Source organism: Novosphingobium sp. P6W, from assembly GCF_000876675.2.
In the GTDB taxonomy this organism is placed as follows: domain Bacteria; phylum Pseudomonadota; class Alphaproteobacteria; order Sphingomonadales; family Sphingomonadaceae; genus Novosphingobium.
Genome location: NZ_CP030353.1, coordinates 1,279,012 through 1,305,841, shown reverse-complemented (window position 1 = coordinate 1,305,841; position 26,830 = coordinate 1,279,012). Strand labels below are relative to the sequence as shown.

Genomic DNA, 26,830 nt, shown 5'->3' with positions numbered 1-26,830 from the left:
GGACTCACAAGGAAACGTGTGCGGCCCGATAGACCCTGAACCAAGTTCAGGGTGACGGGTACGCAGGCGATGGCCCAGAGTGGCCGGCGCCCAAAAGTCGCCGTGGCCGGCCACCATCAGAATTCGATGCCGGGCTGCGCCTTTACCGCCTGTTCGCGGTAGGGGTGCTTCACCAGCGTCATCTCGGTGACGAGATCGGCTTGCTCGATCAGGCCTTCGGGGGCGTTGCGGCCCGTCACGATGACGTGCTTCATCTCGGCGCGGGCAGTCAGCACTTCCAGCACTTCGTCCAGTGGGAGGTAGTCATAGCGCAGGACGATGTTGAGTTCGTCCGCCAGCACCATGTCGTAGGCAGGGTCGGCGATCATGCGCTTTACTTCGTCCCAGGCTTCGCGGGCGAGGAGGATGTCGCGGGCGCGGTCCTGGGTGTTCCAGGTGAAGCCTTCGCCCATCGCCTTGAATTCCACGTTGTCCGGGAAGGCGGCGAATACGGCGGTCTCGCCCGTGGTCATCGCGCCCTTCACGAACTGCACCACGCCCACCTTCTTGCCGTGGCCGATGGCGCGCACCACCATGCCCAGCGCGGCGGTGGTCTTGCCTTTGCCCTTGCCGGTATTGACGATCAGCAGACCTTTTTCGACAGTCTTGCCGGCAAGGATCTTGTCATGCGCGGCCTGCTTTTTCTTCATCTTCTCGGCGTGGCGTTCGTCGGTGCGTTCAGCCATTGCAAGCTCCTGCAATTTCGGCGAGCAGGACGCCCGCGCTGTTTGATCTGGGTTTCCACAAGCCGCGCTCCAGCGCTTCGGCGAGGCGGGCGGCCGTTTCGCGTAAAGCAGCCGGGTTGGCCTGCGCCATGAAGTCGCGCACGACGTCGTCCTCGATGAAGGCGGCGTGGACGGCGTCGAAGTGGTGGTCCTTCACTGCGTGGGTCGTAGCGGCGAAGGCGAACAGGTAGTCGACCGAGGCGGCGATCTCGAACGCGCCTTTGTAGCCGTGGCGCATCACCCCCGCGATCCACTTGGGATTGGTGACGCGGGCGCGCACCACGCGGCCGATCTCGTCTTCCAGCGTGCGCACCACCGGGCGTTCGGGGCGCGAGTGGTCGTTGTGATACGAGATCACCTTGCGGCCCTTCAGGTGCTCCACGGCGGAGGCGATACCGCCTTCGAACTGGTAGTAATCGTCGCTGTCGAGCAGGTCGTGTTCGCGGTTATCTTGGTTCTGGACCACAGCGTCGGTCTGGGTGAGGCGCGCGGCGAATAACTCGCGCTCGGCCTCGCCTTCCACGCCGGCGCCGTAGGCATAGCTGCCCCAGTCGAGGTAGACCTGCGCAAGATCGGCGCGTTCGTGCCAGATCTTCTCGTCGATCATGGCCTGAAGACCCGCGCCGTACGCGCCCGGCTTCGATCCGAACACGCGCGATCCGGTGCGGCGGGCGGCGGTGCCCGCGTCCTCACCGGCTGCGACCAGCGCGGCGAGTTCGGCGCGGTGGCGCTGCGCTGCGGGGTTGTCGTCTTCGGGTTCTTCCAGCGCCATCACGGCGCGCGCGGCGCTGTCGATCAGGTCGATCTGTTCGGGGAAGGCATCGCGAAAGAAGCCCGAGACGCGCAAGGTAACGTCCACGCGCGGACGGCCGAGTTCGACCACCGTCATCATCTCGAAGCCGGTGACGCGGCCTGAGGTCCATTCCCAGCGCGGACGCACGCCCATCAGTGCGAGAGCCTGGGCGATGTCGTCGCCGCCGGTGCGCATGTTGGCGGTGCCCCAGGCGGACAGCGTCATGGCTTTGGGGTATTCGCCCTCGCGCTGGAGGTAGTCCTCGACCAGGAGCTGGGCGGATTTGTAGCCCAGTTCCCATGCGACGGCGGTGGGGACAGCGCGGGTGTCTACCGAGTAGAAGTTGCGGCCCGTCGGCAGCACGTCGGGGCGGCCCCGGGTGGGCGCGCCCGAGGGGCCGGGCAGGACGAAGCGGCCTTCGAGCCCGGCAAGGAGGGCGGCGGTCTCGCTGGCGCCGCACAGGTCGACGCGCGGGGCGAGGTTATTTGCGATCTCGGCGAGGACGGCGGCGGTCTTTGGCCCGACCTCGCGTTCCCCCACTCCGTCACCCTGAACTTGTTTCAGGGTCCATTCGTGACCATCAGCCTTCGGTGCGGGCGGAGAGATGGACCCTGAAACAAGTTCAGGGTGACGGTGGGGTGTGGGGGCAACGTCATCGTCATCGTCGGATTCAAGAGCCTCTATCCACTCCGCTGCCAGCAGTTCTAGCCGCTCCACTGCATCGCCCAAGGTGCGCCACGGATCGCTCGACACTGCCTGCAATATTTGCGGCCGTTCGCCAACCCACGTATCGCCCATCCGGCAATCCAGCGGATCGAACGCAAACTCGAAATCCTGCGCCATTGCGCGCAGAAGCGAGGCCTGTCCCGGCCCGTCATACCCGCGCGGCGTCCGGGCCAGCGCTACCAGCAGGTCGCGCCGCAGCCGCCCTTGCGGCGAGTGGCCGAAGACGTGCAGCCCGTCGCGGATCTGCAGTTCCTTCAGTTCGCACAGGTAATTGTCGATGGCCGAAAGCGCATCGTCATCGTCGCCCAGCGCCCCGGCGTCCTGATCCAGCCCCTGACCGCGCGCAAGGTCGAGGATGTCGCGCCGCAGCCGCTCCAGACGGCGCGGGTCCATGCCGGCGGCAAGGTAGTATTCGTCCACCAGCGCTTCGAGATGCTTGAGCGGGCCATAACTTTCGGCGCGGGTGAGGGGGGGCGTAAGGTGGTCGATCACGACGGCGGAGATGCGGCGCTTGGCCTGCGTGCCCTCGCCGGGATCGTTGACGATGAAGGGGTAAAGCTGCGGCAGCGGCCCGGCGCAGATTTCGGGGAAGCAATCTTCCGACAGAGAGATGGCCTTGCCCGGCAGCCATTCCAGATTGCCGTGCTTGCCGACATGAACCAGCGCCTGCGCGCCGAAATTCCGCTCCAACCAGATGTGAAAGGCGAGGTAAGCATGCGGCGGCGGCAGGGCCGGGTCGTGGTAGCTGGCCTTGGGGTCGATGTTGTAGCCGCGCGCCGGTTGCACCGCGAGGACGACATTGCCGAAGCGGTGGACGGGCAGGCGGAACGCGCCGTCGCGTACGAACGGGTCGGCCTCGGGCGCGCCCCAGCGTTCCAGCATGAGGCTGCGCGCGGTTTCGGGCACGGCGGCGAAAGCGGCGTGATAGTCTGCCAGGGGCAGGGCGATTTCGCCCCCTTCACACCGGGATTGCCGGTCCAACGAGGTCAGGTCGTTGGTAACGCCGCCGGTCATCAGGGCCATCAGGCCCGCGCCGTCTTGCGGGGCCGCTCCGACATCGTAGCCCGCACCGCGCAAGGCTGCGAGGATCGAAGCAGCACTGGCGGGGGTGTCGAGGCCGACGCCATTGCCGATCCGTCCATTACGGTTTGGGTAGTTGGCCAGCACCAGCGCCACTCGGCGCTCTGGCGCGGGGGTACGGCGCAGGTGCGCCCAGTTGGCGGCGAGGCGGGCGACGAAGGCCACGCGGCTGGGCGCCACGCGGGGCACGACGATGCCGCACTGGGTCACTTCGTCAAAATGCTGGGCGGCTTTGAAGGCGACGGCGCGGGTGAAGATGCGCCCGTCGACCTCGGGCAGGGCCACGTTCATGGCCAGGTCGCGCGGGCCAAGGCCGCGTGCGGCGGCGAGCCAGTCGGCTTCCTCCACCCCGGCGAAGGCGATCTGCAGGATCGGGCAGTCGGCGCGTTCCAGCACGCCGGGGGTGCGCGGCTCGCCCGAGGAGGAGGACGCGAAGCTGGTGGCGTTGACGATGACGTCGGGAGCGATCTCGTCCATCAGCCCGCGCAGCCAGTCGATGGCGAAGGGTTCGCGCAAGGCCCGCACATGGACGGCGGCGACGTTGAGGCCGCGCGATTGCAGGTCGGCCACCACCGCGTCCACCGCGTCCAGCGTGCCCGCGATCATCAGCGCGCGGTAGAACACCAGCAGCGCGACGGGCGCGCCGGGCGTCCAGCGGGCGCGCAGGTCGGCAAGGCCGGGGCGCTCCACGCCGGGGAGGTACAGCCCCGCATCGGCGACGGGCACGGGATCGTCGGGCGTGCCGCAGTCATGGCCGATCACCCGCGCCGCAGTGCGCAGGAACGACAGCGCGTTGGCGGTGCCGCCCTGGCGCAGATAGTCGCGCAGATGCTCGACCTGGGCTGCGGGCAGGGTGCAGGCGCGGTCCAGCGCCGGGTCGTCCTCTCGCCCATCGGCGATGGCGGCGAAGGCGATGCCCCGTTCGCGGGCGATCAGGGCGATCTCGTCGATGCCGTAAGGCCAGTAGCTCTTGCCGCCCAGCAGGATTACGCAAACGAACTTGGCGTGGGCGATCACCTTCTCGACGTAGAGGTCGATCGAGTAGGGGTGCTTGAGTTGCAGCAGGTTGGCGAGCCGGACGCTGGGCGCGCCGCTGGCAGCGCCTTGCGGCAACTGCGCCGCTGCCTTGGCGAAACACGCCAGTTCGCTGTCCGCCACCGTCAGGATCACGATGTCGCCCGGCGGCTGGTCGAGGTCGATCGCCTCGTCGCCGCTGGAGATGGTGCCCGGGGTGGCGGAAAGCAGGTGCATCAGGCTGGAACGGCACCGAGAACATCGGTCAGCCCGGCCTCGATTGCGGCACGGTCGAGACCCTTCTGGCCGATCACCACAAGCTGGGTACGGCGCGGTTCGGCGCTGCCCCAGGCACGGTCGTAGAAGTGCTGGATGCGCGGGCCGACGGCCTGAACGATCAAACGGCCGGGCTTGCCGGCAACGGCGACCATGCCCTTGATACGCAGCACGTCGTGCGCCGCGATCAGCGCGGCCATGCGGGCGAGCAGTGCTTCAAGGTCGGCCACATCGCCGCCCTGGGCCACGAAGCTGTCGAAGTCGTCATGGTCGTGACCTTCGTCGAGGCCGTCGATGTGCGACCTGCGGCTGTCGAGGTCGTCCTCGGCGGCGGCGGTGATGCCCAGTAGGGCGGCGATGTCGACGGCGCCGTGGTCCGCGCGCACGATCTTCACGCCGGGGCGGGTTTCCGCCAGAACCAGCGCTTCGACGCGGGCGATGCCATCCGCGTCGACGAGGTCGGTCTTGTTGAGGACGACCATGTCGGCGCAGGCCAGCTGCTCCTCGAACAGCTCCTCAAGCGGCGAATCGTGGTCGAGCGTGGGATCGGCGGCGCGGGCTGCGGCCAGTGCGACCTCGTCGGTGGCGAAACGGCCAGCGGCGACCGCATCGGCGTCGATCAGCGCGACCACGCCGTCCACCGTCGCGCGGGTACGGATGTCGGGCCACTGGAACGCCTTCACCAACGGCTTGGGCAAGGCCAGGCCGGAGGTTTCGATGATGATGTGCTCGGGCGGGTTGGGCCGGTCCAGCAGCTTCATCATGGTGGGCAGGAAATCGTCGGCCACGGTGCAGCAGATGCAGCCGTTGGCCAGTTCGACGATATCGTCCTCGGGGCAGGCTTCGTCGTTGCAGCCCTTTACCAGTTCGCCGTCGACGCCGACGTCGCCGAATTCATTGATGATGAGGGCGAGGCGGCGGCCCTTCGCGTTCTGCAGCAGATGGCGGATGAGCGTGGTCTTGCCCGCGCCCAGGAAGCCGGTGATGACGGTGGTCGGCACTTTGCTCAAAGGTCTTCTCCCGCGCGCTCACGACAATCAGCACGGCGGGGCGCACCGCTGGATCGACGCGCGCGATCGAACGGTCCGGCACGCGCGCAGGCGCATGCCGATGCGGCCCCAGCCGCATGAAACAGTCGTCGCTCAGACGGAGTTCACCGTGCCGCGGCCATCCCCTGGACCAAGGCAAGAGCGACCAGACGCCGGCAGGTCTCCTGGCTCGCGGGTCATCGCTCGATGCACGGCCTTCCCAGGCCTCGCATGTTTCAGCGTCCGGCCCAGTGGCTGCCCATCCCCGCTGGGGGACAGGCGATGTGCATCGCGCTCACCGCTTACAGTTGCAGGGACAGCAGCGGAATTGGGCCGTGAAGCCCGCACCGCCTTCCCGTTTTAAGCCTCTTGCGAGGCACCAGCGCGATCATTGCCCGCTTCACCCTTGCGGGCTTTGACGGAACCTCACAGCGGATACCGGCGGGCGTATGGGCTGGCAAGCCTTCAGTTGGGGATCAGCGATTGCAGCCGCCACCGGCCGTTGAACGACAGCATGGTGCGCGACAGCGGCGCGAGGTCGATGGCAAGGGTGGCGGGCAGGGGTAGGCCCAGCGCATGGGCCAGCGCGGCGCGGATCGTCATGGAGTGAGTCACCGCGCAGATTGCGCCGGACGCGGCGGCGATATCGTCCAGCCATGCCCCGACGCGCGCCTGCACCTGCGCCATCGTTTCGCCGCCGGGGGCGCCGCCGGCGGGGTCCGCAAGCCACGAGGCGAGGGCATCCGGAGCGATTTCGTCGAAGGCGCAGCCTGCCCAGTGGCCATGATCGATATCCGCCAGCGCGGGGTCGATCCGCGTCGTCAGGCCCATTGCCGTTGCCGTCTCGCGGGCCGATTGCGCTGGGCTGCACCGCAGTTCCGCCGTATATCGCGAAGGCAACTGGCAGGCGGCGGCGGCTCTTACGCCGGGTTCATCAAGCGGGTCGGCGGGGCCGGGAAAGCCGCCGCTCCGGCTCAGCTTCGTGGAGGCCGCGCACAGCAGCAGGAGCGATGTCGCCACGGGGAATTTTCCAACTCTTCGTTGACGCGGCAGCCTTGCGCGCCCTAGATGGCCGAGGCCTTCGGGATGAGGAAGCCGGTTTGAGTCCGGCGCGGTCGCGCCACTGTAATCGACGCCATGCCCCGGCGTCGAGAGCCAGACCTTCATCCCAGAAGCTGAAGAATTCCCCGGGACGCGAAATCCCCTGAAGGAGCGTGACATGGCTACGACTGCCGGTTTGTTCGACGACAGCTTCATCCCCGTACAGGGCGGCGCTGCGATTCCCGTAGAAGAGATCGCCCCCTGGGCCGTGCTCGGCACGCTGCTGGCGCTGATCTTCCTCTACTTCGTCAGCACCGAGCAGGGCGCATTTGCGCTGTTCCAAGGCACTTACGTGCACGAATTCGTGCATGACGGCCGCCATCTCCTCGGCTTCCCCTGCCACTGATCTTTCAGTGACCAAGGACCTGTTGTGGCGCGGAATGCTGGCCGGCATTCTCGCGGCGCTGCTCGCCACGCTCTTCGCGCGTGCCTTTGCCGAACCGCAGATCGATCTTGCGATCGGGGTGGAGCAATCGCATGCCGTGCATCACATGGGCGCATCCCATGGCGGTGGATCGACCGTCAGCGAACCTGAGGAAGAAATCGTCAGCCGCTCGACCCAGAAGGGTGCGGGCCTGCTCACGGCGCTGGCGCTGTACGGGGCTGCGGTGGGCGGAATTTTCGCCATCGTCTTCGCCTATGGCTACGGCCGGTTCGGGGCGATCGGGCCGCGCAGCCTGGCGCTGCTGATGGCGGGACTGGTATTCCTGCTGGTGGTAGTCGTGCCTGCGATCAAGTATCCGCAAACCCCGCCTGCCGTAGGCAAGCACGAGACCGTGGGCCTGCGCACCGCCGCGTACTTCGCGATGATCGCCTTGTCTCTAGGCGCGGCGGCCATCGCAGGCAAGGTCCGCGCGGCATTGGCGAGCAGGTCGGGGCGCGGCTTCGATGCAACGCTGTTGGCGCTTGGCGCGTACGCGGTGATCGTCGGCCTGGGGCAGTTCCTGCTGCCGACAATAGACGAAGTGCCCGCGGATTTCCCGGCAACTCTCCTGTGGAATTTCCGTGTTGCCTCGATCGCGACACAGCTTTTGCTGTGGGCGACGATCGGCATCGCCTTCGGGCTTTGGGCGGAACGGGTGCTCAAACGCAGGCGCGGCTGATACCAGTACGCAGCGAGGATGACGCAGGGTAGCCGATCAGACTGACACTTTGTCAGGTGATGACCAGCGGCCCCGCGCCGCCCGCTGCGGGGTCGGAAAACGACGATTTGCCGTCCTCGACATGCCCTGCCATTCGCCATGTTTGCGTGGGTAGGGACAGTTCCAGGTCGTACCAGCCGTGGCTATCGACCAGGTGCAGAGGCAGGCGCCTGGTTTCGCCGCGCTTCACCGCGACCGTGCGGGCGGGGCGGCCGTAGGACTTGTCCGTCACCGCGATCCGCACAGGTTCGCCCGACAGGTTGCCGATCACCAGTTCCGCCACCTTCCCCCGCGCCTCCAGCCGGGCGGAGAATTGGCCGGGGCTACCCTGAAGACGGCGGTGGAATCCATTGGGGCCGACCAGGAACAGGTCGCAGCCGTCCTTCAGCGGCGCGCCCTGCAGGGTCTGCCGGGCGCCGACGGTGTAGCGTGCGGGCGGTTCGTCCAGCCGGTCCATGTCGTAGAGGTGGAACACCGCAGCGCGCGTCGTCCCGGCATTGGCGAACACCAGCGATGGACCCGCATCGCCCGGCGTCATCCATGAGTCGATGGCATAGGGCGTGGGCCTCCGGCGGCGCAGGCCGGTCTCCTGCACCGGAGCGGTGAGGGCCGCAGGTAGCGGCGGGGCAATGCCTTCCAGCGTCGCGGCCCGCTGGGAAAGGGCGCGCGTTGGCGGCAGCGCGGCGAGGAAATCCGCGCGGTCGGGGTGGGCGAAATCGAAGCAGCTGTTCAGGTCGCCGCAGACCGCGCGGCGCCAGGCGCTGATGTTCGGCTCGGCCACGCCGAACCGCGCTTCGAGGAAGCGGATCACGCTGGTGTGGTCGAACACTTCGGAGGAGACATAGCCGCCCTTGCTCCACGGCGAGATCGCATAAAGCGGCACGCGCGGGCCCAGCCCGTAAGGGCGGCCGAGGAACACGGCGTTTTCGGCGTCTTGCGAATGGGTGTGGTATTCGTCGTCGGCGGGGATCGTGGTGCCGCCCGATGTTGCCGGATGCTGTGCGGGCGGGGCCGGCGGCGGTACGTGGTCGAACAGGCCGTCGTTCTCGTCGAAATTGATGATGAGCACGGTGCGCGCCCAGACTTCGGGGTTGGCTGTCAGCGCGTCGAGGATCTGCGCGATGTAGTCGGCCCCTTGCAGCGGAGTGGATGCGCTGGGATGCTCGGTAGTCGCCGCCGGGCCGACGATCCAGGAAACCGGCGGCAGCTTGTCTGCGGCGGCATCGGCGGTGAAGCGGGTCAGCGGACAGGTCTTGATGGTGCGGCGCGCCAGTTCTGCCAGCGGGCCCTGCGCGGCGCGGTCCGCTTCGCGATAGCGCTTGAAGCCGACCAGCGGGTTGTCGGTGAAGTTGTCGTCCATGTCCTGGTAGATCTGGAAATCGATGCCCGCAGCCATCAACCGCTCGGGGTAAGTGGTCCAGGTGTAGCCGCCGTGCCCGCGCGGGTCCTGCGTCAGCGCATCGTAGCCGTTGTCGATGGCGGGGCCGTGGCTGCGGGCCATGGCGTCGTGACTGCCGGTCCACAGGTACAGGCGGTTGGGATTGGTGCTGAGGTGCAGCGCGCAGTGATAGGCGTCGCAGATGGTGAATGCCTCGGCCAGCGCGTACTGGAAGGGTATGTCTTCCCGCGTGAAGTGCGCCATCGCGTGGTTCCGCTTGTGGCGCGGCCATTCGCCCATGCGACCGTTGTCCCACGCAGCCTGGCTGTCGGTGAAGCCGTGCGGCGTGCCGAGCGGGCGGTAGAGCCGGAAGTCGGCCGGGGTGTCGAGCCGAAAGGGAGCGATCAGGGCTGGCGCCTCGCCCTCCTTCTCGTTCGGCTGAACCAGCACGCTGCGTCGCGGGGCCTGCGGCAAGGGCGGTGCGGGGACGGCGAAGCGATCGCCATAGCCGTGGACCCCGCGCATCGTCCCGAAATAATGATCGAAGGCGCGGTTTTCCTGGGTGAGGATGACGACGTGAGCGACATCGGCGATGGTGCCGCTGCGGCGGTCGGCCGGGATTTCCAGCGCACGCGCGATCGCGGGAAGGAACGCGCCGGCAGCGCCGCCTGCCGCCATCATCGAGCGGATGAAACTGCGGCGATCCTGCGTCGGGGTCATGGTGCTTGTCCGTGGTCTGGTGAACGAAAGAGCGCCGGGGCGCCCCTTCGTTCACTTCAAACCGGCACCGCTAGGGCACTTCTGTTTCATTCGTGAGATAGCTGGAAGGAGATAGCTGGAAGGCAGCGGCGGCCTTTACGGGTCATTGCGTGCGCGCGGTGAACACCTCGCGCAGCACCTGCGCCGCGATTGCGGGCGTCATCGACATGTGATCTTCGCCCGGCTGGATGCGCAGCGAAGTGCGCAGGCCGTAAGCCGACAGCGGTTGCAGGCGCCTCTCCAGCGCGGTCACGTCCTGCACTTCCTGCGCTGGCTCCACGTCTCCGGCGGCGAGCATCAGGCTGGTGTGGCGCACGTCCACCTCGCCGCGCTCCACCCGTCCCGCGAAAGCGCGTTCGGGCGGGAGCAGATAGCGGTTCGCCCACCACAGGGTGGGGCTTGCCGCGACGTAGTGGTCGAACAGGGCAGGGCGGGTATACATCGCGTAAAGCGCGAACATGCCGCCGAAGCTGTGGCCGAACAGGCTCTCCTGCTGGCTGTCGATCTTGTACTGCGCGGCGATGGCGGGTTTCAGGGTCTTTTCCAGGAAATCCAGCAATTCGTCTTGCCCGCCCTGCGCCGGCTTCGCGCCGGGGGCGGGGGGCGTCAGATCGTAGGCGCGCCGGTCGAAATCATGCGGCTTGTCAGTGGGATAGCCCACCGCGACAATGATGGTATCGGCAAAGTCGTCCTGCAGGCGCTTGGCATCGTGAAAGGTGCCGAAGAAAGCATTGCCGTCCAGCACGTAGAGCACGCGGTAGCCGCCGGTATAGGGCACGGGGCCGGACGGTTCGCTGATCCAGATGCGGTATTGCGCGCCCTGCTGCGATTTCAGCGCCAGCTCCTGGGTGCCGGGCATCTGCACCGGCGCCGCCAAAGCCGGGCCGGAATGTCCGAGCAAGGCCGCCGCCAGCGCGGACATGACCCATCGAGGCCGGGAAATCGTGCTGCGGATGGCCGCGAAAGGATGGAAAGTCATGCGTGTCTCCATTCGCCCGATCAGAACCTGTAGCCCAGCGTGCCAATCACGGTGCGGGCATAGCCGGTGCCGCAGGCCGAACGCACCGAACAGCTCGAATAATAGGTTTTGTCGAACAGGTTCGTGGCATTGACCGCGAGTGACCACTGCTTCCAGTCGAGCGCGAGCAAGGCGTCCACCAGCGTATAGCCCGGGGTACGCTGGGTATCGATCACGCTGCCGCCTGCATCGTCCTGATAGACCGCCAGTTCGTTGGTGGGCCCGACATAACGCACGCCGCCGCCCAGCCTCAGGCCCGTGTCCCCGCCCAGATCGAGGCTTTTTTCGCCCCAGATACCGGCCGAGTGCTTCGCCACGGTGGGGATGGGCGCGCCGACTTCCAGCGGGTCGGTGGCCTTTTTGATCTCGGCGTCGACATAAGCATATGAGGCAGACAGCGTGAAGTCGCGCGCTACCGTCCATGCGGCTTCGACCTCGATGCCTTTCGACTTCACCTCACCCTGCTGGATCTGGTTGTTGACGTTGGTCGGGTCGGTCTGCAGCCGGTTGGTGCCTTTGACGTCGAAGGCCGCGATCGAGGCGAGGATAGCCGGGGTCGGCTGCCACTTCACACCCACTTCGTACTGAGTGCCGCGCTGGGGCAGATAGGCCTCGCCGTAGACATTGAGGCCAAGCGTTGGCTGGAACGATTCGGAATAGCTGACGTAAGGCGCGATGCCGCTGCCAAGGTCGCCGATCAGCCCGGCGCGAAAGGTGGTGACGGTATCCACCTGCCGGTCGACGCCTTCGTTCACCGTCCTGGCCCGGTCGCGCCTTGCGCCCAGTACCAGCGTTACCCGGTCGGCATATCGGATCTGGTCCTGCACGTAGATGCCCAATTGGCTGGCGACCTGGCGCGGCTGGGGATCGAAGGCGCCCATCTCGACGCCGGTATAGACGGGCGCGTAGATGTCGATCGGCCCGGCGGCGCCGAAGGCATAATCGGTGCGGGCGGAACTGCGCAGGTAGTCGATACCGACCAGCACCTTGTGCTCGAACGGGCCGGTTGCGAAATCGAAGGTCAGGTTGTGGTCGGTGGTGAGCATGTTCACCCGGCTGCGAAAATCGAACACCGTGCGTTCGATCTGAGTGTTCGCGGCGTCGATGAAGGGGTTTTCCAGCCCGCTCCAGACGGAGAGATTGACCGTCCCGTTATCCGATTTGTACCGGCTGTAGCGCACCGCGCCGCTGTATCGGATGGCGTCCGAAAAACGGTGCGTCACTAGCAGCGTGGCGCTCTTCTCCTCGGTGTCGTAATAATCGTGGCCGGGCTCACCCAGGAAGGCGCTGCGTGAAAGCCGCCGTCCCGCAGGCGCGTTGACGCTGGCGACCACTGGCACATAGGCGGAAATCGCAGCAGCCTTGTCGCGCTGGTATAGGCCCAGCAGGGTGATGTCGGTGTTCTCGTCCGGCTGGAAGCGGATGGAGGGGGTCAAGGCGATGCGGTCATCCCGGCCGAAGTCCACCTGATTGCCGGAATCGCGCACTACGCCCACGAATCGGGCGGCCAAGGTGCCGTTCGCGTCCAGCGCGCCGGTTACGTCGACTTGCGCCTGCTTGCGGTCGAAAGTGCCGTACTGGACCGCCATTTCGCCAGCGGTCCTGAATTCCGGCCGCTTGGAAATCGTGTTGATGATGCCGCCCGCCGCGCCCTGTCCGTAGAGCACGGAGGACGGCCCGCGCAGCACCTCGACTCGCTCGAAGGTGTAGACATCGGTGCGCGGCGCGGCCGAGATGTCGGCGCGCTTCATGCCGTCGACGAACTGCGCGGCGGGAAAGCCGCCGCGCGCAGTTACGTAGTCCCAGCGGTTGTCGACGCCGTTGGGTTCGGTGCGCAGGCCAGGCGTGTAGCGCAGCGCTTCCTGCAAGCCGATGGCGCCGCGCGCGGCGATCTGCTCGCCGGTGATGGCACTGATCGACTGGGGCGTTTCGGTGAGCTTGGTGTCGGTCTTGGTGGCGGTTACCGCGCGGTTGCCCATCACGGTGATGTCGCTGGGGACATCTTCGCCACCGGCAGACGCGGTCTCAGCGCCGCTGACCAGCATGAAGCCGCCGTCGCCATCGGGGCGGGCGGAAAGCCCGGTGCCGGCCAGCAGCCTGGCCAGCGCCTCGCCGGGGGTGAAGCGTCCGCGCACGCCGGGGGTGAAGCGTCCGCGCAGCACCGCAGGATCGGCCACGATCACCACGCCCGCCTGCCGCCCCAACCGCGCGATGGCAGCGCCCAGCGGCCCACGTTCGATCGCGATAGCGCGCGAAGCGTCCGCGGCCTGCGCGTTATTGGCCTGCGCAGCCGCGATGCCGGGTACCACAGCGGACAAGGTGGCCAGGGCGACGGCGATGCAGGAGGTGGAAGTCGGAAACTGGGTCATTGCTGTGCCTCATTGTGCTGGTCTTGCGTTAGAGACGAGCGAGGGCGGCGGGACTGTTCAGGCGCCTGCGAAATTTTATGGACGAGGCGGCCCGCTGCGGCGGATGAGGCGCCATGCGCCGTCGCCATCTCGCACGATTTCAGCGCCCGGGGTGCGCCCGATCGCTTTCAGCGCACGGTCCTGATCGGCAAGCGGGTAGCTGCCCGTCACCCGGATGCCTGCCAGCGCGGCGGCGTCGTGCCGGATCGGCACGGTGCGATAGCGGTTGAGGGCGTCGATCACGGCGGAGACTTCCTGATCGTCTACCTCCAGCCAGCCGCTGGCCCATTGGCCGATCCCGGCAGCAGGCGCCGAGCGTAGCGGCGAGACCCGGCCCCGGGCGATCAGCGCACGGTCTCCGGGGCCAAGTTCGCGGCACGGGGCGGTAACGGCCGCGCAGGCCCGCACCCGCGATGCGGCGACTTCGACCAGCGTGCCCTCCTGCTCGCGGCTGACGGTGAAGGCGGTGCCCAGCGCTGTGACGGTGCCGTCCGGCGTCTCGACCACGAAAGGCCGGGCCGGGTCGTGCGCGACATGGGCCAGCACTCGCCCGCGAAGAAGGCGGACCTTCCTTGCGCGTCCGGCCACATCGGTGCGCACCGCGCTGCCGCTGTCGACGGTCAGGGTGCTGCCATCGGCCAGGCGGGCGCTGCGCAAGTCGCCTACCGCCACCTGATAATCGGGAAAGCGATCCTGCACGGCGTCGCTGCGCCAGCCTGCCATTCCGCCAAGAGCCGCCAGCAGAAGCGCCAGCGCCGCGCCGCCCATGCGCCGCCGCTGCCCGGTCTTCGGTTCCGCCCCAAACAGACGGTCCAGAGCGCGCCGTTCCAGCCCCGAAACACCGGCTGCGGGGGCGAAGGCCAACATGCGCTCGATCGTCTCGCGGTGGGCGGGATCGGCATCGCGCCATTGGCGAAAGGCCGCGCGCTGCGCCGCGCTGGCCGATTGGGAATCGAGCAGCGCAGCCCAGTCTGCCGCCTCGGCGACGATCCTGGCGGATGCCTCAGTCAAGGCTGGCGACGGCATGGCACTGCACATAGGCCTGCGCGGTATAGCGGCGCACCGAACTGATCGAAATGCCAAGGCGCTCGGCGATTTCGTGCTGCTCCAGCCCTTCGATGCGCCGCAGGATGAAGGTATCGCGCGCAGGCTGGGAAAGGCCGTCCAGGACGCGCGTCAGCGCGGTGAGCATCTGCGTGGCCATGACGATCCGCTCCGGCGTCACGGCGTTTACAAGGTCTTCTTCGGCGATGGCGGCCATGATCGCTCGCTCCACCTTGCCGCGCCGTACGTCGTCGATCAGCAGGCGCCGCGCCACTTTCGCCAGGTAGCTGCGGGCATCGCGCAAGGGTTCGCCGGGGCTACGTTCCAGCAGGCGGCAGAAGGTGTCCTGTGCAAGATCCTCGGCGCGCGTGCGGCAGCGTGTCTGGGGTGAAAGCCAGTCCCGCAGCCATAGCCAGTGGCTGGCGTAGAGCCGATCGATCCGGGCCATGTCCCGCGCGGCAGTGCTCACCCAACCTCCCGACAACGATGCATCTTCGCAAAGCGCCTACACTAATGCGAACCATTAGCAATGTAGTTTCCGTCCGGCGGTCATGGCTCCTGATCGGCGAGGCACCGGACGTTTAGAAAGGGACCACATTGGGAAATTGTATAGTGCGCTCAAACGGCGCCCAATGATGGCTGGGTAAGTAAGCCGGATGCGCAAGATATCCCTCATTGTACTGCCCGCCATCGTGGCTGGCTGCGGCGAACCCGGGTCGAAGCCCGCCGCCCCCCCGGCCCATGCTGAGCTGATCGCTCATGAGGGAGAATTGCTGAAGCTGACGCTGACTTCGGCGGCTCAGGCACGTCTGGGTGTCGTCACGGTACGCGTGGGCGGCGGTACGGCCGGCACGACCCGGCAGGCTTCCGGCGAGATCGTGGTGCCGCCCAGCAGCGCAGGCGGGGTGCCGACCGGCTCGCTCGCCAACCTTCAGCAGATCGGCGCGCAGCAGGCGGCGGCGGACGGCGAGGCGGCCCGTGCCTCGGCGCAGGCGCGCCTTGCCCGCATCGCACTGGGCCGGGCCGAGGCGCTGGTCCGCGAGGAGGCCGGCAGCGTCCGCGCCCGTGACGAGGCGGCGGCGGCGGCAGCAGCGGCGGATGCCGCGCTGGGCGCGGCGCGGCGGCAGCGGCAATTGCTTGGCCCGCCAATCTCCGCGATGAACGGACAGCCGACGGTCTTGCTCTTACCCACAAGTGGTCGCGCGCTTGATTCCGCCTGCCGCGGACCCATTGCCTGGCGGGAATCACCCATGATTCATTCTCCGGCACCTTCGGATAGTGAGGTGCCGGGATGGAACATAGCTGGGCGGACAAGGAAACGGCCGAGACCAATTTGGGTGACGTGCGGCTGAACCGACGACTTGGAGTGATGCTTGAAGCACTTGAAGAGCGCCCCGGGCAATCCCTGCCAACGGCTTTTCAGGACTGGTCAAATACTAAGGCGGCCTACCGCTTCTTCTCGAACGAGAACGTGAGCGAAGACAAAATCCTGGAGGGGCATTTTGCAGCATCCGCCTTGCGCATCCAGGCAACCGAAGATCCCATTCTCATATTGCAGGATACCACCGAATTCAATTTCAAGCGCGCGGATCCGGATAAGATCGGATTTACGAAGAGTTCGACTGGTCGCAAGTTGAAGGATGGTCGGTTCCAGAAGTTCACGATCTGCGGGCTTTTGATGCATGTCAGCCTTGCAATTACGCCAGAGGGACTGCCGTTGGGTCTCACCGCCGCGAAATTCTGGTCACGTTCCAAGTTCAAGGGAACAGCAGAGCTCAAGCGCAGGGTCAATTTGACTCGAATTCCCATCGATCAAAAGGAAAGTATCCGTTGGCTTGATAATTTGCGCCGGTCTACCGAATTGGCTGGAGAGCCGGGGCGATGTGTACATATCGGAGACCGGGAAAGCGATATTTACGAGCTTTATTGCTTGGCTGAAGAGCTCGGTACCAAATTCCTCGTGCGCAGCTGCGTTGACCGCTTGGCGCAAGATGGCAAGACGACCATCGCCCAAGTTATGGAAAGGACGCCGTGCAGCGGGACCCACGAAATCCAATTCCGCAATGCTAAAGGCAAAGAGCAGCGGGCAACGCTATCAATACGATATGCGACAATGACGGTCCGGCCCCCAATCGGAAAACAGAAGAAATACATAAACCAAGAGCTTCAGGTCATCCATGCCGAAGAAATCAGTCCTCCGGAAGATCGCGAACGGATTAACTGGAAGCTTATTACAAATTTACCTGTCAAAAACCACGCCGATGCCGTTCATAAGCTTGGCTGGTACTCCAAACGCTGGAAGATCGAGACATTCTTCCGAACCCTGAAAACCGGGTGCCGGATCGAAGAATTTCGCCTGACTACGGTCAACCGCTTGGCCAATTGTATCGCCTTGTGCTGCGTTGTTGCCTGGCGCGTGTCGTGGCTGACGATGCTGGCTCGTGAGGCTCCAGAGGCCACACCTGCTGCCGTCTTCACCGAAACAGAGCGCAACCTTCTCGATAGATCGACGCCAAAGTTGAGACGCGCGCCAGCCCGCAACCTCGCCTTCTATGTCAGAGCCGTCGCAAGGCTCGGAGGCTACCTTGACCGCGCGTCTGACCCCCCACCCGGCACGACCGTCATATGGAGAGGAATGACGCGACTCGCCGATCTCGTAGAGGGAGCTCGAATCTCGAGACCCCCAGCAGGCACTTGTGGGTAAAAGCAAGGCCGACGGTGTGGGTACGTGTTTCGGTGTTCGGCAGCGATATGGACGCGGTGCAGCGCGGCGCGGGGGTGACCGTCAGGCCACTGGGGCAGGGCGGGACCTCGCGGGAGGCGCGTCCGGTGCAGGCGCCGCCATCGGCCAATGCGGCGGCGGGCACGGTCGATCTCTATTACAGTCTTTCCAATCGCGATCAGGCGTACCGGGTGGGCCAGCGGGTCGCCGTGGACCTGCCGATGGGCGGCCGGACAGAAGGGCTTTCGGTGCCCTCGTCCGCCCTTGTGCGCGATATCTACGGTAGCGAATGGGTCTATCAGAAGACCGCGCCGAACACTTATGTGCGCCAGCGCGTGGCGGTAGCGTCGGAAAGCGAGGGGCAGGCGCTGCTGGCGCGCGGTCTTGCGCAAGGGGCCGAGGTGGTCACCGTGGGCGCTGCCGAACTGTTCGGCACCGAATTCGGGGCGGCACACTGATGCTGGCAGGACTGGTCCGCTTCGCGCTTGTGCAGCGCGTGTTCGTGTTGGCGGTGGCGGCGCTGCTCGTGGTTCTGGGCGTGCGTGCCGGACGCGATGTGCCGCTCGACGTGTTCCCCGAATTCGCGCCGCCGATGGTCGAGATCCAGACCGAGGCGCCCGGCCTTTCGACCGAGGAAGTCGAAAGCCTCGTCACCGTGCCGATCGAGACGGCGGTGAACGGCGTGCCCGATCTGATGACGCTGCGCTCCAAATCGGTGCTGGGGCTGTCTTCGGTTCAGATCCTGTTCGAGCGGGGCACCGATGTCCTGCGCGCCCGCCAGATGGTGGGTGAAGGCGTGGCGCAGGTGCAGGCGCGCCTGCCGCTGGCCGCACGCCAGCCGGTGCTGATGCCGCCGCTTTCCTCCACCAGCCGGGCGATGAAGATCGGGCTGACTTCGGCCAAGCTGGACCAGATGAAGCTGTCCGAACTTGTGCGCTGGACCATCCGGCCGCGCCTGATGGCGGTGCCGGGCGTCGCCAACGTCGCCGTATGGGGCCAGCGCGACCGTCAGTTGCAGGTGCTCGTCGATCCCGACCGCCTGCGCGTGGCGGGCGTGACGCTGGCCGAAGTGCGCGCCGCGGCGGGCGATGCGGTGCTGGTCGGCGGCGGCGGTTTCATCGACACGCCCAACCAGCGCCTGCCGGTGCAGCAGGCGGGCATGGTGCAGGACGCAAAGGATCTGGCGCAGGCCATCGTCAAGCAGTCCGGCGAGGCCCCCGTGCGCATCGGCGACGTAGCCCGCGTGGTGGATGGCCATGCCCCGCCGATCGGCAACGCCATCATCGACGACGTGCCCGGCATCATGCTGATCGTCGAGAAACAGCCTACCGCCAACACCCTCGAACTCACCCGCGCGGTTGAGGCCGCGCTGGCCGAGCTTAAGCCGGGGCTTACGGACGTGAAGGTCGACACCACGATTTTCCGGCCCGCGACGTTCATCGAACGCTCGATCGACAACCTTACGCGCGCCTTGCTGATCGGCTGCCTGCTGGTGGCGGTGGTCCTGTTCGTCTTCACCCGCGACTGGCGGCAGGCGATCATCAGCCTTGTCGCCATTCCGCTGTCGCTGCTGGGCGCGGGACTGGTCTTGCTGTGGAGCGGCATGACGATCAACGTGATGGTCATCGCTGGGCTGGTGATCGCGCTGGGCGAAGTGGTCGATGACGCGATCATCGACGTCGAGAATATCGCCCGCCGCCTGCGCATCAACCGCGAAAGCGCCAGCCCCAGGCCCGCCTTCGAGGTCGTGCTGGCGGCGTCGCTGGAAGTGCGCTCGGCGGTGGTCTTCGCCTCGCTGATCGTGATGCTGGTGTTCCTGCCGATCTTCTTCCTTGGCGGGGTGGCGGGCACGTTCTTCCAGCCGCTGGCGGTAGCCTATGTGCTGGCTATCGCGGCTTCGCTGCTGGTCGCGCTCACGGTGACGCCGGCGCTGTGCCTGCTGCTTCTGCCCGGCGCACCGCAGGATGGGGAGCGCGATACGCGCTTCGTGGGCTGGCTGAAGGGCCGCTACAGCGGCGTCCTGCCCCGGATGGTCGGTCGGCCCGGAGGCGCCATGGCCGTGGTCGCGGGCGGGTTGCTGCTTGCCGGGATCGGCTACGCGACGTTCAAGGACCAGTTCCTGCCCGACTTTCGCGAGACGGACTTCCTGATGCACTTCGTCGAAAAGCCCGGCACCTCGATCGAGGCGATGGACCGGATCACCATCCGCGCCTCCAAGGAACTGCGCGCGATCCCCGGCGTGCGCAATTTCGGCGCCCACATCGGCCGCGCCGAGGCAGCGGACGAAGTGGTCGGTCCCAACTTCACAGAACTGTGGATCAGCCTTGATGAGAAGGCCGATTACGATGCTTCGGTCGCGCATATCAAGCAGGTGGTCGACGGCTACCCCGGCCTCTACCGCGACGTGCTGACGTACCTTCGCGAACGCATCAAGGAAGTGCTGACCGGCGCCGGAGCCACCATTGTCGTGCGCATCTACGGCCCCGAGCAGGAAGAACTGCGCCGTGCCGGGCAGCGCGTGCGCGAGGCGGTCGGCGGCATAGCGGGCGTGTCCGACCTCAAGCTGGAAAGCCAGGTGCTGGTCGCCCAGCTTCGCGTGACCCCAAAGCCGGGCGAACTGGCGCGGCTGGGCCTGACGGCGGGCGAAGTGAGGCGGCAGGCGCAGACCCTCATCGCCCAGCAGAAAGTGGGCGAGATCTACCGTGAGCAGAAGGCGTTCGACGTCGCGCTCTGGGGCGAACCGGCGGTGCGGGGCAATATCCACGCGCTGCGGGATCTGATGATCCAGGCCCCGACCGGCGCTGCGGTGCGGCTGGCGGACGTGGCGGATGTGGCCATCGTCCCCGCTCCCAACGAAGTGAAGCGAGAGAATGGCCAGCGCCGTCTCGATGTGACGATGAACGTGGCGGGTGCCGATCTGGGCACTGTCGCGCAGGCGGTTGAGGCACAAGTGGGCAAAGTGCAGTTCGCCAGCGGCTATCATCCCGAAGTGCTGGGCGAATATGCAGCGCTGAAGGAATCGCGCCAGCGCCTCTGGGCGACCGGGGCGGTGTGCCTTGTCGGCATCCTGCTGCTGGTCTGGATCGAGTTCCGCTCTCGCCGGGTGACGGCGCTTGTGGGTGTCAGCCTGCCGTTTGCGCTTGTCGGCGGGGTGGTTGCCGTCGCTCTGACGGGCGGGATACTTTCGCTAGGCTCGCTGGTCGGCTTCGTTACCGTGATCGGCATCGCCGCGCGCAACGGGATCATGCTGCTATCGCACTATCAGCATCTCCAGCGCGAGGAGGGGATGGCTTTCGGCCGCGAACTGGTGCTGCGCGGAGCGGAGGAGCGCCTGGTTCCGATCCTCATGACGGCGGCTTGCGCGGGGCTTGCTCTGGTGCCGCTGATCGCTGCAGGCAACGCGCCGGGGCACGAGATCGAGCATCCGATGGCGATCGTCATCCTTGGCGGCCTCGTGTCCTCGACAGTGCTGAACCTGTTCCTGATGCCCGCGCTCTATGCCCGGTTCGGTCAGGAGCGTAAGCCGACGCCTGAACCCTCGGGCCGGGAGGCGGCGGCATGATCGCCCGCATGTCCCGCCGTTTCGCGCCGCTTGCCGCGCTGGCGATCTCCGGCTGCATGACGACGACCGCGCCCACGCCCGTGGTTGCGCCCTCCGCCGCGGGCGGCGTTTCCGGTGGCCTCGATCTCGCCAGTACCCGACAACTGGTGGCGGCTTTACGAAGACCCCCAACTCGATACGCTGGTCGCGGCAAGCCTTGCCGCCAATGCCGACCTGCGGGTCGCCTATGCCAACCTCGACGATGCGCGCGCTGCCCTGCGTCAGGCCAGGGCGGCGCGCCTGCCGACCACTACCATCGAGAGCGCCCTGACGCTCGACGACCCTTCCGGCCAGCCCAGCGCCGCCTCGGTATCGGCCAGCGACTGGGACATTGCCGCCTCGGCCAGCTGGGACATCGACCTGTTCGGCCGCCTGCGCGCCGGTGCGCTGGCCGCCAAGGCCGATGCCGAGGCGCAGGCCGCCGCGCTGGACGCGGTGAAGGTCGCGGTCGCGGCGGACACGGTGCTGGCCTACGTCGAGCTTTGCGGCTCCACCCGCGCTTTGGCGGAAGCGAACGCGGTTTCGGCGGCGCAGGAGCGGTCGGTGCGGCTGGTGCGCGAACAGTTGGCGGCAGGCGATGTGTCGCCGCTCGAAGTTTCGCAGGTCGCCGCGCTGGCGGCATCCACCCGCGCCGCCATCGCACCGTTCGAGGCGCAGCGCGCCAATGCGCTATACCGCATCGCCATCTTGCAGGGCCGCCCTCCCGCCGAGGCGCGAAGCATGGGCCTTGCCTGCACGGCCATGCCCCGGCTCAGAGGCGCCGTGCCGGTGGGGGACGGCACCGCGCTACTGCTGCGCCGCCCCGACGTGCGCGAGGCCGAGCGCAAGCTGGCCGCCGCGGCCGCGCGGGTAGGCGTGGCGCGCGCTGACTTCTATCCGCGCGTCAACCTGGGCGGCGCGCTGGGGCTGCTGGCGGGCGGTTTCGACGCGGTCGCCTCGCCGCTGGTGAGCTGGGCCTTTCCGAACCAGGCCCCGGCCCGTGCGAAACTTGCGCAGGCGAAGGCCGGTGAGCAGGCGGCGCTGGCCGGCTGGGACGTCGTGGTACTCAAGGCCCTGCGCGAAGTGGAGACCGGCCTCGCCGCTTATGACGCCGAAGTGCGCCGCAACCGGGATCTGGGCGAAGCCGCTGCCGAAGCACAGGCCTACGCTCGCCGCGCTGCTTCAAGGGTTCGCCTTGGCGACGCGGCAAGCCTGCTGCAGGTCGACGCCGAACGCACGCTTGCCGCCGCCCGCCTTGCCAAGGCGCAGGCCGACCTTGCGGCCGCGCAGTCGGAGGTGGCCTTGTTTCGCTCGCTGGGAGGCGGCTGGCGCAATGCGGCGGGAACGCGCTAGGTTGCGGACATGAGAATCCTGATCGTTGAAGATGACGAGGAAACGCGCGGCTTCATCGCCAAGGGGCTGGAGCAGGCGGGACATTCCGTTGCCGCCGGCAGCGACGGCAGGGGAGGCTTGTTCCTGGCGACCGGGGGCGGCTTCGACGTTCTGGTGGTCGACCGTATGTTGCCGTGGCTGGACGGCCTCTCGCTGGTCAAGGCCCTGCGGGCTGCGGGCGATGCGACGCCGGTATTGATGCTCACCGCGATGGGCGGCATTTCCGACCGGGTCGACGGCCTCGAATCGGGCGCCGACGATTACCTCGTAAAGCCTTTCGCCTTTTCCGAACTGGCGGCGCGGATCAACGCGCTGGGCCGCCGTCCGGCGGCGCGGGTGGAGACGCACCAGCTGATCGTGGGCGATATCGTGCTGGACCTGCATCGCCGCACGGTCGAACGCGCGGGCATGCGCGTCACCTTGCAACCGCGCGAATTCGCGCTGCTGGCCGAACTGATGCGCAATCCGCGCCGGGTGATGACCCGCACGATGCTGCTGGAGCGGGTCTGGGATTTCGACTTCGATCCCAAGACCAACATCGTCGATACCCACCTCAGCCGACTGCGCTCGAAACTGAATGCCGGATTTGCGGAAGACGCCATCGAAACCGTGCGCGGCGCCGGTTACATGATGCGCGGCGGATGATGCGCGCATGAAGCCGGGCAAGTTGTGGCGCACGACATCGGGGCTGGTCACGCTCGTCGCGCTGGTATTCGCACTGGTGACGGTGGCGATCGGCGCGATTGCCTACGAGGTGACCCACGAGGCGCTGGAAGAGCAGCTCGACCACCGCATCACGACGGAAACGGCGGCCCTGCTGGCCGAAGCGCATAGCGGCGGGCTTCCGGCCATCGGCGCGGCCATTCGCCGGCGCGAGGCATCACGCTCGACTGAGCGTCTCGAATATCTGCTTGCCGATGATGGCGGGCGCATCGCCGCAGGCACCATGCGGGCAGGTCTTCCGTCCCGGGCCGGCTTCGAGGAACTGCTGGAATATCGACGTTCGCCCGGCGGCAGCGTGCGGATCGCGCAGGCGCTGACCACCAGGGTACGGGGCGGGACGCTGGTCGTCGGCGCCGATCGGGCCGATCTCGATGCGATCGATCGCCGCCTTCTCATCCTGTTTTCAGGTGCTTTGGCAGGTATGTTGCTGGTGGGCATCGCTGCCGCCGTGCTGATCGGGTGGATGACCCGTCTGCGTCTCGAAGGGATCGATGCCACGGCGCAGGCGATCATTGGCGGCGACTTGTCCCGCCGGGTGCCGCGCGATGGGTCGGACAGCGAGTTCGACCGCCTCGCCGGTACGCTCAACCGCATGCTTGACCGCATCGAGGGGCTTATGGAGAGCCTGCGGCAGGTGTCGAGCGATGTCGCGCATGACTTGCGCACACCGCTGACGCGCCTTTGCAGCAGCCTGGAAAGGGCTGCCGGGGAAGCGGACCCGGCGGCGCGCGCGGACCAGATCGAAAACGCGCGCGGACAGGCCGCCGAACTGCTGGAGATATTCACCGCGCTGCTGAGGATCGCCGAAGTGGAAGGATTTGCGGACCGGCTGCCGCTTCACTCGCTCGATCTGTCCGCGTTGGTCGAGCAGATGGCAGAAAGCTACCGGCCTGACATAGAGGACAGCGGCCGGCACCTCGATACGCGGATCGAGCCTGGCCTTGCGGTCGTCGGCGATCGCAGGCTGCTGAGCCAGGCAGCCGCCAACCTGTTAGACAATTGCCTGCGTCACACGCCCGAGGGCACCGCGATCATGCTGCGGGCCAAAGCAAGTCCGCGCGGCATAGTCCTGAGCATCCACGACGATGGGCCGGGGATACCGCAGGAGGACCGGACGCGAATCTTCCAGCGCTTTGCCAGGTCGGAACGGGCGCGCTCTACGCCGGGGCATGGGCTGGGCCTTGCCCTCGTCCAGGCGATCGTCTCCGCGCATGGCGGGCATGTCCTGCTGGAAGACGAGGAAGGTTTTCATCTTACTATCGAATTGCCACCGGCGTCCTGACGTTCGAGCGCGTGCTGCGCAGTGCAAATATGAGTTTGCGAGTCATTAGCAAATCTCTTATGCCTTTGCAGGTCATGTAATCGAAGGAGCGGCGCTATGCGTTCGAAGCTATCCCTTGCCTCGCTTTCCGCCGTGTTGATGGCCGCGTTGCCGACAGCGGCGCTGGCGCATCCCGGCCATGAGCAGACGTCCAGCTTCATGCAGGGCATCGGCCATCCGTTTTCCGGCATCGACCATATTCTTGCCATGGTGATGATCGGCCTGTTCGCCGTCCAGCTTGGCGGCCGCGCGATATGGGCGTTGCCGCTGACTTTCGTGAGCTTCATGGCGCTGGGCAGTCTCAGCGGCGCTGCGGGCATTGCGCCTTCGCTCGTCGAAATCGGCATCGGGGTTTCGGTGGTGGTCCTGGGCGGGCTGATCGCGATGCAGGTGCGCCTGCCGATGATCGCCGCAACGGCTCTTGCGGCAGCGATCGCCCTGTTACACGGCTATGCCCACGGCGCTGAAGCGCAGGGCGGCGTATCGATGCCCTATCTCGCCGGGTTCCTGACAGGCACGGCGGCGCTTCATGGTGGCGGTATAGCGGCAGGTCTTGGCTTGGCGCGGACCGGCGGCCGCTTGGGCACCCGCGTCGCAGGCGGACTGGCCGCTGCGACCGGAATGTTCCTGGTCGCGGGCTGATCTCAGCCGGAAGACGATGCACGCCGGGCCATCTCACGATCCGGCTCGGACAAAGGCCAACCGTTTATTTGCGTCAGCGGTGCGTAACTCTCCGTGCCTAAACATCAACGCCAGATATTCGAAGGACTCCACGATGATTTCCATTTCAAACCTGCTCGACCGTATCTCCGGCATCGATGAGGCGCAGGCCCACTGCGACATTCCCTGCAAGATCTACGATCCGGGCCCGGCGCTGATCGCCGCTGTTTCGGTGGTGCGGATGATGGACATCCTGCACGAGATCGCCGCCAAGGCCGATGCCGATCCGGTGTCGAAGCACAACACGATGTCGCGCAACATCGCGATGAAGGAAAAAGAGGCAGAGAAGGTGAAAGCCGAGGTCCGGGTGATCTGGGGCGATTACTTCAAGGCGCCGCAGTTCGAGAAATTCCCCGAGATCCACGATCTGACCCACAGGATCATGATGGCCGGCAGCGCCTGCAAGCAGGACGTGCACCGCGCCGACGGCGAGAAGCTTGTCGAACTGGTGAACCGCTTTGCCGAGATTTTCTGGGCCACCAAGGATATCGAGACGGTGCGCCGCCCATGCCCCTATCCGCCGTCGATCGAAGTCGTCTACCCGGTGCTGTAAAGCGCCGCGGGTTGTTCGGATTCAAGCTCATCAGGGTGCGCGGCCGCAGCATGGTGCCGACGTTTTGCGACGGCGATTATGCTCTGGTCAGGCGCCCTGTGCGGGGACGGCCCCCGGGGACCGGCGATGTCGTTAGCCTGCAGCGCGGCGGGGAGGCGCGGCTGATCAAGCGGCTGGGCATCCGCTCGGCGAATGGCCGGTTTCGCCTGTCGGGCGACGGTGCATCATCGCAGCCCTCCGTCGATCTGGGGACCGTGTGCATCCATGAGATCGAGGGGGTGGTCGTCGCCCGGCTTTCCGGGTCGAGGACAAGCCTGATACGGCGACAGCCTGGGAAGGCCGTTCAATCTGGCCAATGACCATGAACTGGCCCACTAAGGCGGCACCGGCGGCCTTGTGGAGATTTTGGCAATGAGCGACGACAGGCAAGACACCGCTGGGCCGCATCAGCGCTCTTCCTCCCGCTCGATCGGGCTGTTCATATCCGACATCGACGGGACCTTGGTCCGCTCGGACAAGAGCTTGGCTCCGGCGACGGTTGCAGCGGTAAAAACGCTCACCGAGGCGGGGATGCCGATGAGCCTGATCAGCGCCCGGCCGCCGTCGGGTATCCTCTGGATCGCGCGCGAGCTTGGCCTTGCCGGTCCGTTCGGGGCTTTCAACGGAGGTACCCTGTTCGATCGCGGCGGCGTCATTACCGCGCATTGCTGTCTGGATCAGGAGGTCGCCGAAGCTATTGTCGGCCTGGTGGTGGAGGCCGGGATCACTTGCTGGGTCTTTGCGGAAGGCCAGTGGTTTTCAAACGACGCTGCCGACCCGCATACCGGGCGCGAGGTGAAGTCCGCCGGTATCAAACCGACGCCCGTTTCGGATTTTCGGGGGCGACTGGCGCGGGTGGACAAGATCGTCGGTGTCAGCGACGATCACACCGTCATCGCGCGGCTGGAAAGTGAGGCCGCAGCCTTGGCGGGAGCGCGCGCCACGGTTGCCCGTTCGCAGCCCTATTACCTCGATATTACCGCTGCCGGGGCGAACAAGGGTGATGGCATCGCGCGGTTGGCGGAAGCCTTCGCCGTGCCGCTCGATGGGGTCGCGGTGATCGGGGATCAGATGAACGACCTGCCGATGTTCGCGCGGGCAGGTGTGTCGATCGCGATGGGGCAGGCCAGCGATACGGTGAAGTCTCAGGCCATGCACAGCACTGTCAGCGCTGATGAGGACGGCGTTGCGGCGGCGATCGCACGGTATGTCCTGCCGGGCTGGTGAGGGGCTCAGGATGACTTCGGAT

22 protein-coding genes and 2 riboswitches are annotated in these 26,830 nt (G+C 66.6%); of the genes, 13 read left to right on the top strand and 9 right to left on the bottom strand.

Going from position 1 to position 26,830, the window contains the following annotated elements; genetic code table 11:
- Positions 1 to 116: 116 nt before the first annotated feature.
- The 4 genes from cobO to TQ38_RS21990 all read right to left on the bottom strand — a co-directional run bounded on the left by cobO (position 117) and on the right by TQ38_RS21990 (position 6,701).
- Positions 117 to 725, bottom strand: a complete 609-nt coding sequence (gene cobO / locus TQ38_RS22005) for a cob(I)yrinic acid a,c-diamide adenosyltransferase (protein WP_043975539.1) — start codon at positions 723 to 725, stop codon at positions 117 to 119.
- Positions 718 to 4,614 (bottom strand): cobaltochelatase subunit CobN, encoded by a 3,897-nt coding sequence (gene cobN / locus TQ38_RS22000; protein ID WP_043975540.1) that lies wholly within the window; start codon positions 4,612 to 4,614, stop codon positions 718 to 720. The genes cobO and cobN overlap by 8 nt, the downstream gene beginning before the upstream one ends.
- Entirely contained in the window at positions 4,614 to 5,663 is a 1,050-nt protein-coding gene (gene cobW / locus TQ38_RS21995; protein WP_043975541.1) for a cobalamin biosynthesis protein CobW, read from the bottom strand. Before cobW ends, cobN begins: the two co-directional genes overlap by 1 nt.
- 175 nt (positions 5,664 to 5,838) lie before the next feature.
- Positions 5,839 to 6,080, bottom strand: a riboswitch (cobalamin riboswitch).
- 66 nt (positions 6,081 to 6,146) lie between these two features.
- Complete coding sequence (locus tag TQ38_RS21990) at positions 6,147 to 6,701, bottom strand: histidine phosphatase family protein (protein ID WP_052505708.1); 555 nt, start codon at positions 6,699 to 6,701, stop codon at positions 6,147 to 6,149.
- Positions 6,702 to 6,732: 31 nt separating this feature from the next.
- Positions 6,733 to 6,865: riboswitch (cobalamin riboswitch) on the top strand.
- A 35-nt stretch (positions 6,866 to 6,900) separates the two neighbouring features.
- Between TQ38_RS21990 and TQ38_RS21985 the strand changes: the two genes are divergently transcribed.
- Together TQ38_RS21985 and TQ38_RS21980 are read left to right on the top strand one after the other, a co-directional pair.
- Positions 6,901 to 7,128, top strand: a complete 228-nt coding sequence (locus tag TQ38_RS21985; RefSeq protein WP_201786085.1) for a CbtB-domain containing protein — start codon at positions 6,901 to 6,903, stop codon at positions 7,126 to 7,128.
- Complete coding sequence (locus TQ38_RS21980; protein ID WP_043975542.1) at positions 7,091 to 7,885, top strand: CbtA family protein; 795 nt, start codon at positions 7,091 to 7,093, stop codon at positions 7,883 to 7,885. Before TQ38_RS21985 ends, TQ38_RS21980 begins: the two co-directional genes overlap by 38 nt.
- 52 nt (positions 7,886 to 7,937) lie before the next feature.
- Here TQ38_RS21980 and TQ38_RS21975 read toward each other — a convergent pair whose 3' ends face one another.
- The 5 genes from TQ38_RS21975 to TQ38_RS21955 all read right to left on the bottom strand — a co-directional run bounded on the left by TQ38_RS21975 (position 7,938) and on the right by TQ38_RS21955 (position 15,000).
- Positions 7,938 to 10,022 (bottom strand): phosphocholine-specific phospholipase C, encoded by a 2,085-nt coding sequence (locus TQ38_RS21975; RefSeq protein WP_043975543.1) that lies wholly within the window; start codon positions 10,020 to 10,022, stop codon positions 7,938 to 7,940.
- 142 nt (positions 10,023 to 10,164) lie between these two features.
- A complete protein-coding gene (locus TQ38_RS21970; protein WP_082057689.1) occupies positions 10,165 to 11,040 on the bottom strand; it encodes an alpha/beta hydrolase in 876 nt (291 codons plus the stop codon).
- Between the two features lie 20 nt (positions 11,041 to 11,060).
- Positions 11,061 to 13,448 (bottom strand): TonB-dependent siderophore receptor, encoded by a 2,388-nt coding sequence (locus TQ38_RS21965; protein ID WP_052505714.1) that lies wholly within the window; start codon positions 13,446 to 13,448, stop codon positions 11,061 to 11,063.
- A gap of 75 nt (positions 13,449 to 13,523) precedes the next feature.
- Positions 13,524 to 14,498: a FecR domain-containing protein gene (locus tag TQ38_RS21960; RefSeq protein ID WP_162792348.1), complete on the bottom strand. Its 975-nt coding sequence runs from the start codon at positions 14,496 to 14,498 to the stop codon at positions 13,524 to 13,526.
- The gene (locus TQ38_RS21955) at positions 14,491 to 15,000 is read right to left on the bottom strand and encodes a sigma-70 family RNA polymerase sigma factor (RefSeq protein WP_162792347.1); all 510 of its coding nucleotides are present in this window, start codon (positions 14,998 to 15,000) and stop codon (positions 14,491 to 14,493) included. Before TQ38_RS21955 ends, TQ38_RS21960 begins: the two co-directional genes overlap by 8 nt.
- A 187-nt stretch (positions 15,001 to 15,187) precedes the next feature.
- Here TQ38_RS21955 and TQ38_RS21950 point away from each other — a divergent pair, with 187 nt between their 5' ends.
- The 11 genes from TQ38_RS21950 (at position 15,188) to TQ38_RS21900 (ending at position 26,808) form a co-directional block, all read left to right on the top strand.
- Positions 15,188 to 15,883 (top strand): hypothetical protein, encoded by a 696-nt coding sequence (locus TQ38_RS21950; protein WP_205316129.1) that lies wholly within the window; start codon positions 15,188 to 15,190, stop codon positions 15,881 to 15,883.
- Entirely contained in the window at positions 15,823 to 17,235 is a 1,413-nt protein-coding gene (locus TQ38_RS21945; RefSeq protein ID WP_043975545.1) for an IS4 family transposase, read from the top strand. The genes TQ38_RS21950 and TQ38_RS21945 overlap by 61 nt, the downstream gene beginning before the upstream one ends.
- 14 nt (positions 17,236 to 17,249) lie before the next feature.
- Complete coding sequence (locus TQ38_RS21940; RefSeq protein WP_205316128.1) at positions 17,250 to 17,711, top strand: efflux RND transporter periplasmic adaptor subunit; 462 nt, start codon at positions 17,250 to 17,252, stop codon at positions 17,709 to 17,711.
- Positions 17,711 to 20,815 carry an efflux RND transporter permease subunit gene (locus TQ38_RS21935; protein ID WP_043975547.1) on the top strand — a complete coding sequence of 1,035 codons (3,105 nt, stop codon included), beginning with the start codon at positions 17,711 to 17,713 and terminating at the stop codon, positions 20,813 to 20,815. The genes TQ38_RS21940 and TQ38_RS21935 overlap by 1 nt, the downstream gene beginning before the upstream one ends.
- A gap of 114 nt (positions 20,816 to 20,929) precedes the next feature.
- The gene (locus tag TQ38_RS21930; protein WP_240198042.1) at positions 20,930 to 22,186 is read left to right on the top strand and encodes an efflux transporter outer membrane subunit; all 1,257 of its coding nucleotides are present in this window, start codon (positions 20,930 to 20,932) and stop codon (positions 22,184 to 22,186) included.
- 9 nt (positions 22,187 to 22,195) lie between these two features.
- Positions 22,196 to 22,870, top strand: coding sequence for a response regulator transcription factor (locus TQ38_RS21925; protein WP_043975548.1), 675 nt, complete (start codon positions 22,196 to 22,198; stop codon positions 22,868 to 22,870).
- A gap of 7 nt (positions 22,871 to 22,877) precedes the next feature.
- Positions 22,878 to 24,230 carry an ATP-binding protein gene (locus TQ38_RS21920; RefSeq protein WP_043975549.1) on the top strand — a complete coding sequence of 451 codons (1,353 nt, stop codon included), beginning with the start codon at positions 22,878 to 22,880 and terminating at the stop codon, positions 24,228 to 24,230.
- A gap of 96 nt (positions 24,231 to 24,326) precedes the next feature.
- Positions 24,327 to 24,911 (top strand): HupE/UreJ family protein, encoded by a 585-nt coding sequence (locus TQ38_RS21915; protein ID WP_043975550.1) that lies wholly within the window; start codon positions 24,327 to 24,329, stop codon positions 24,909 to 24,911.
- Between the two features lie 133 nt (positions 24,912 to 25,044).
- Positions 25,045 to 25,542, top strand: coding sequence for a superoxide dismutase, Ni (gene sodN / locus TQ38_RS21910; RefSeq protein ID WP_043975551.1), 498 nt, complete (start codon positions 25,045 to 25,047; stop codon positions 25,540 to 25,542).
- The gene (locus TQ38_RS31535) at positions 25,497 to 25,901 is read left to right on the top strand and encodes a S24/S26 family peptidase (RefSeq protein WP_082057691.1); all 405 of its coding nucleotides are present in this window, start codon (positions 25,497 to 25,499) and stop codon (positions 25,899 to 25,901) included. The genes sodN and TQ38_RS31535 overlap by 46 nt, the downstream gene beginning before the upstream one ends.
- A gap of 52 nt (positions 25,902 to 25,953) precedes the next feature.
- A complete protein-coding gene (locus TQ38_RS21900) occupies positions 25,954 to 26,808 on the top strand; it encodes a Cof-type HAD-IIB family hydrolase (RefSeq protein ID WP_043975553.1) in 855 nt (284 codons plus the stop codon).
- Positions 26,809 to 26,830: the final 22 nt, after the last annotated feature.

Bases quoted from the DNA above. Each gene is read 5' to 3' on its own strand.
- cobO (WP_043975539.1), bottom strand. From the start codon at position 725: ATGGCTGAACGCACCGACGAACGCCACGCCGAGAAGATGAAGAAAAAG.
- cobN (WP_043975540.1), bottom strand. From the start codon at position 4,614: ATGCACCTGCTTTCCGCCACCCCGGGCACCATCTCCAGCGGCGACGAG.
- TQ38_RS21985 (WP_201786085.1), top strand. From the start codon at position 6,901: ATGGCTACGACTGCCGGTTTGTTCGACGACAGCTTCATCCCCGTACAG.
- TQ38_RS21980 (WP_043975542.1), top strand. From the start codon at position 7,091: ATGACGGCCGCCATCTCCTCGGCTTCCCCTGCCACTGATCTTTCAGTG.
- TQ38_RS21975 (WP_043975543.1), bottom strand. From the start codon at position 10,022: ATGACCCCGACGCAGGATCGCCGCAGTTTCATCCGCTCGATGATGGCG.
- TQ38_RS21970 (WP_082057689.1), bottom strand. From the start codon at position 11,040: ATGACTTTCCATCCTTTCGCGGCCATCCGCAGCACGATTTCCCGGCCT.
- TQ38_RS21965 (WP_052505714.1), bottom strand. From the start codon at position 13,448: ATGACCCAGTTTCCGACTTCCACCTCCTGCATCGCCGTCGCCCTGGCC.
- TQ38_RS21950 (WP_205316129.1), top strand. From the start codon at position 15,188: ATGCGCAAGATATCCCTCATTGTACTGCCCGCCATCGTGGCTGGCTGC.
- TQ38_RS21945 (WP_043975545.1), top strand. From the start codon at position 15,823: ATGGAACATAGCTGGGCGGACAAGGAAACGGCCGAGACCAATTTGGGT.
- TQ38_RS21935 (WP_043975547.1), top strand. From the start codon at position 17,711: ATGCTGGCAGGACTGGTCCGCTTCGCGCTTGTGCAGCGCGTGTTCGTG.
- TQ38_RS21925 (WP_043975548.1), top strand. From the start codon at position 22,196: ATGAGAATCCTGATCGTTGAAGATGACGAGGAAACGCGCGGCTTCATC.
- TQ38_RS21920 (WP_043975549.1), top strand. From the start codon at position 22,878: ATGAAGCCGGGCAAGTTGTGGCGCACGACATCGGGGCTGGTCACGCTC.
- TQ38_RS21915 (WP_043975550.1), top strand. From the start codon at position 24,327: ATGCGTTCGAAGCTATCCCTTGCCTCGCTTTCCGCCGTGTTGATGGCC.
- sodN (WP_043975551.1), top strand. From the start codon at position 25,045: ATGATTTCCATTTCAAACCTGCTCGACCGTATCTCCGGCATCGATGAG.
- TQ38_RS31535 (WP_082057691.1), top strand. From the start codon at position 25,497: ATGCCCCTATCCGCCGTCGATCGAAGTCGTCTACCCGGTGCTGTAAAG.
- TQ38_RS21900 (WP_043975553.1), top strand. From the start codon at position 25,954: ATGAGCGACGACAGGCAAGACACCGCTGGGCCGCATCAGCGCTCTTCC.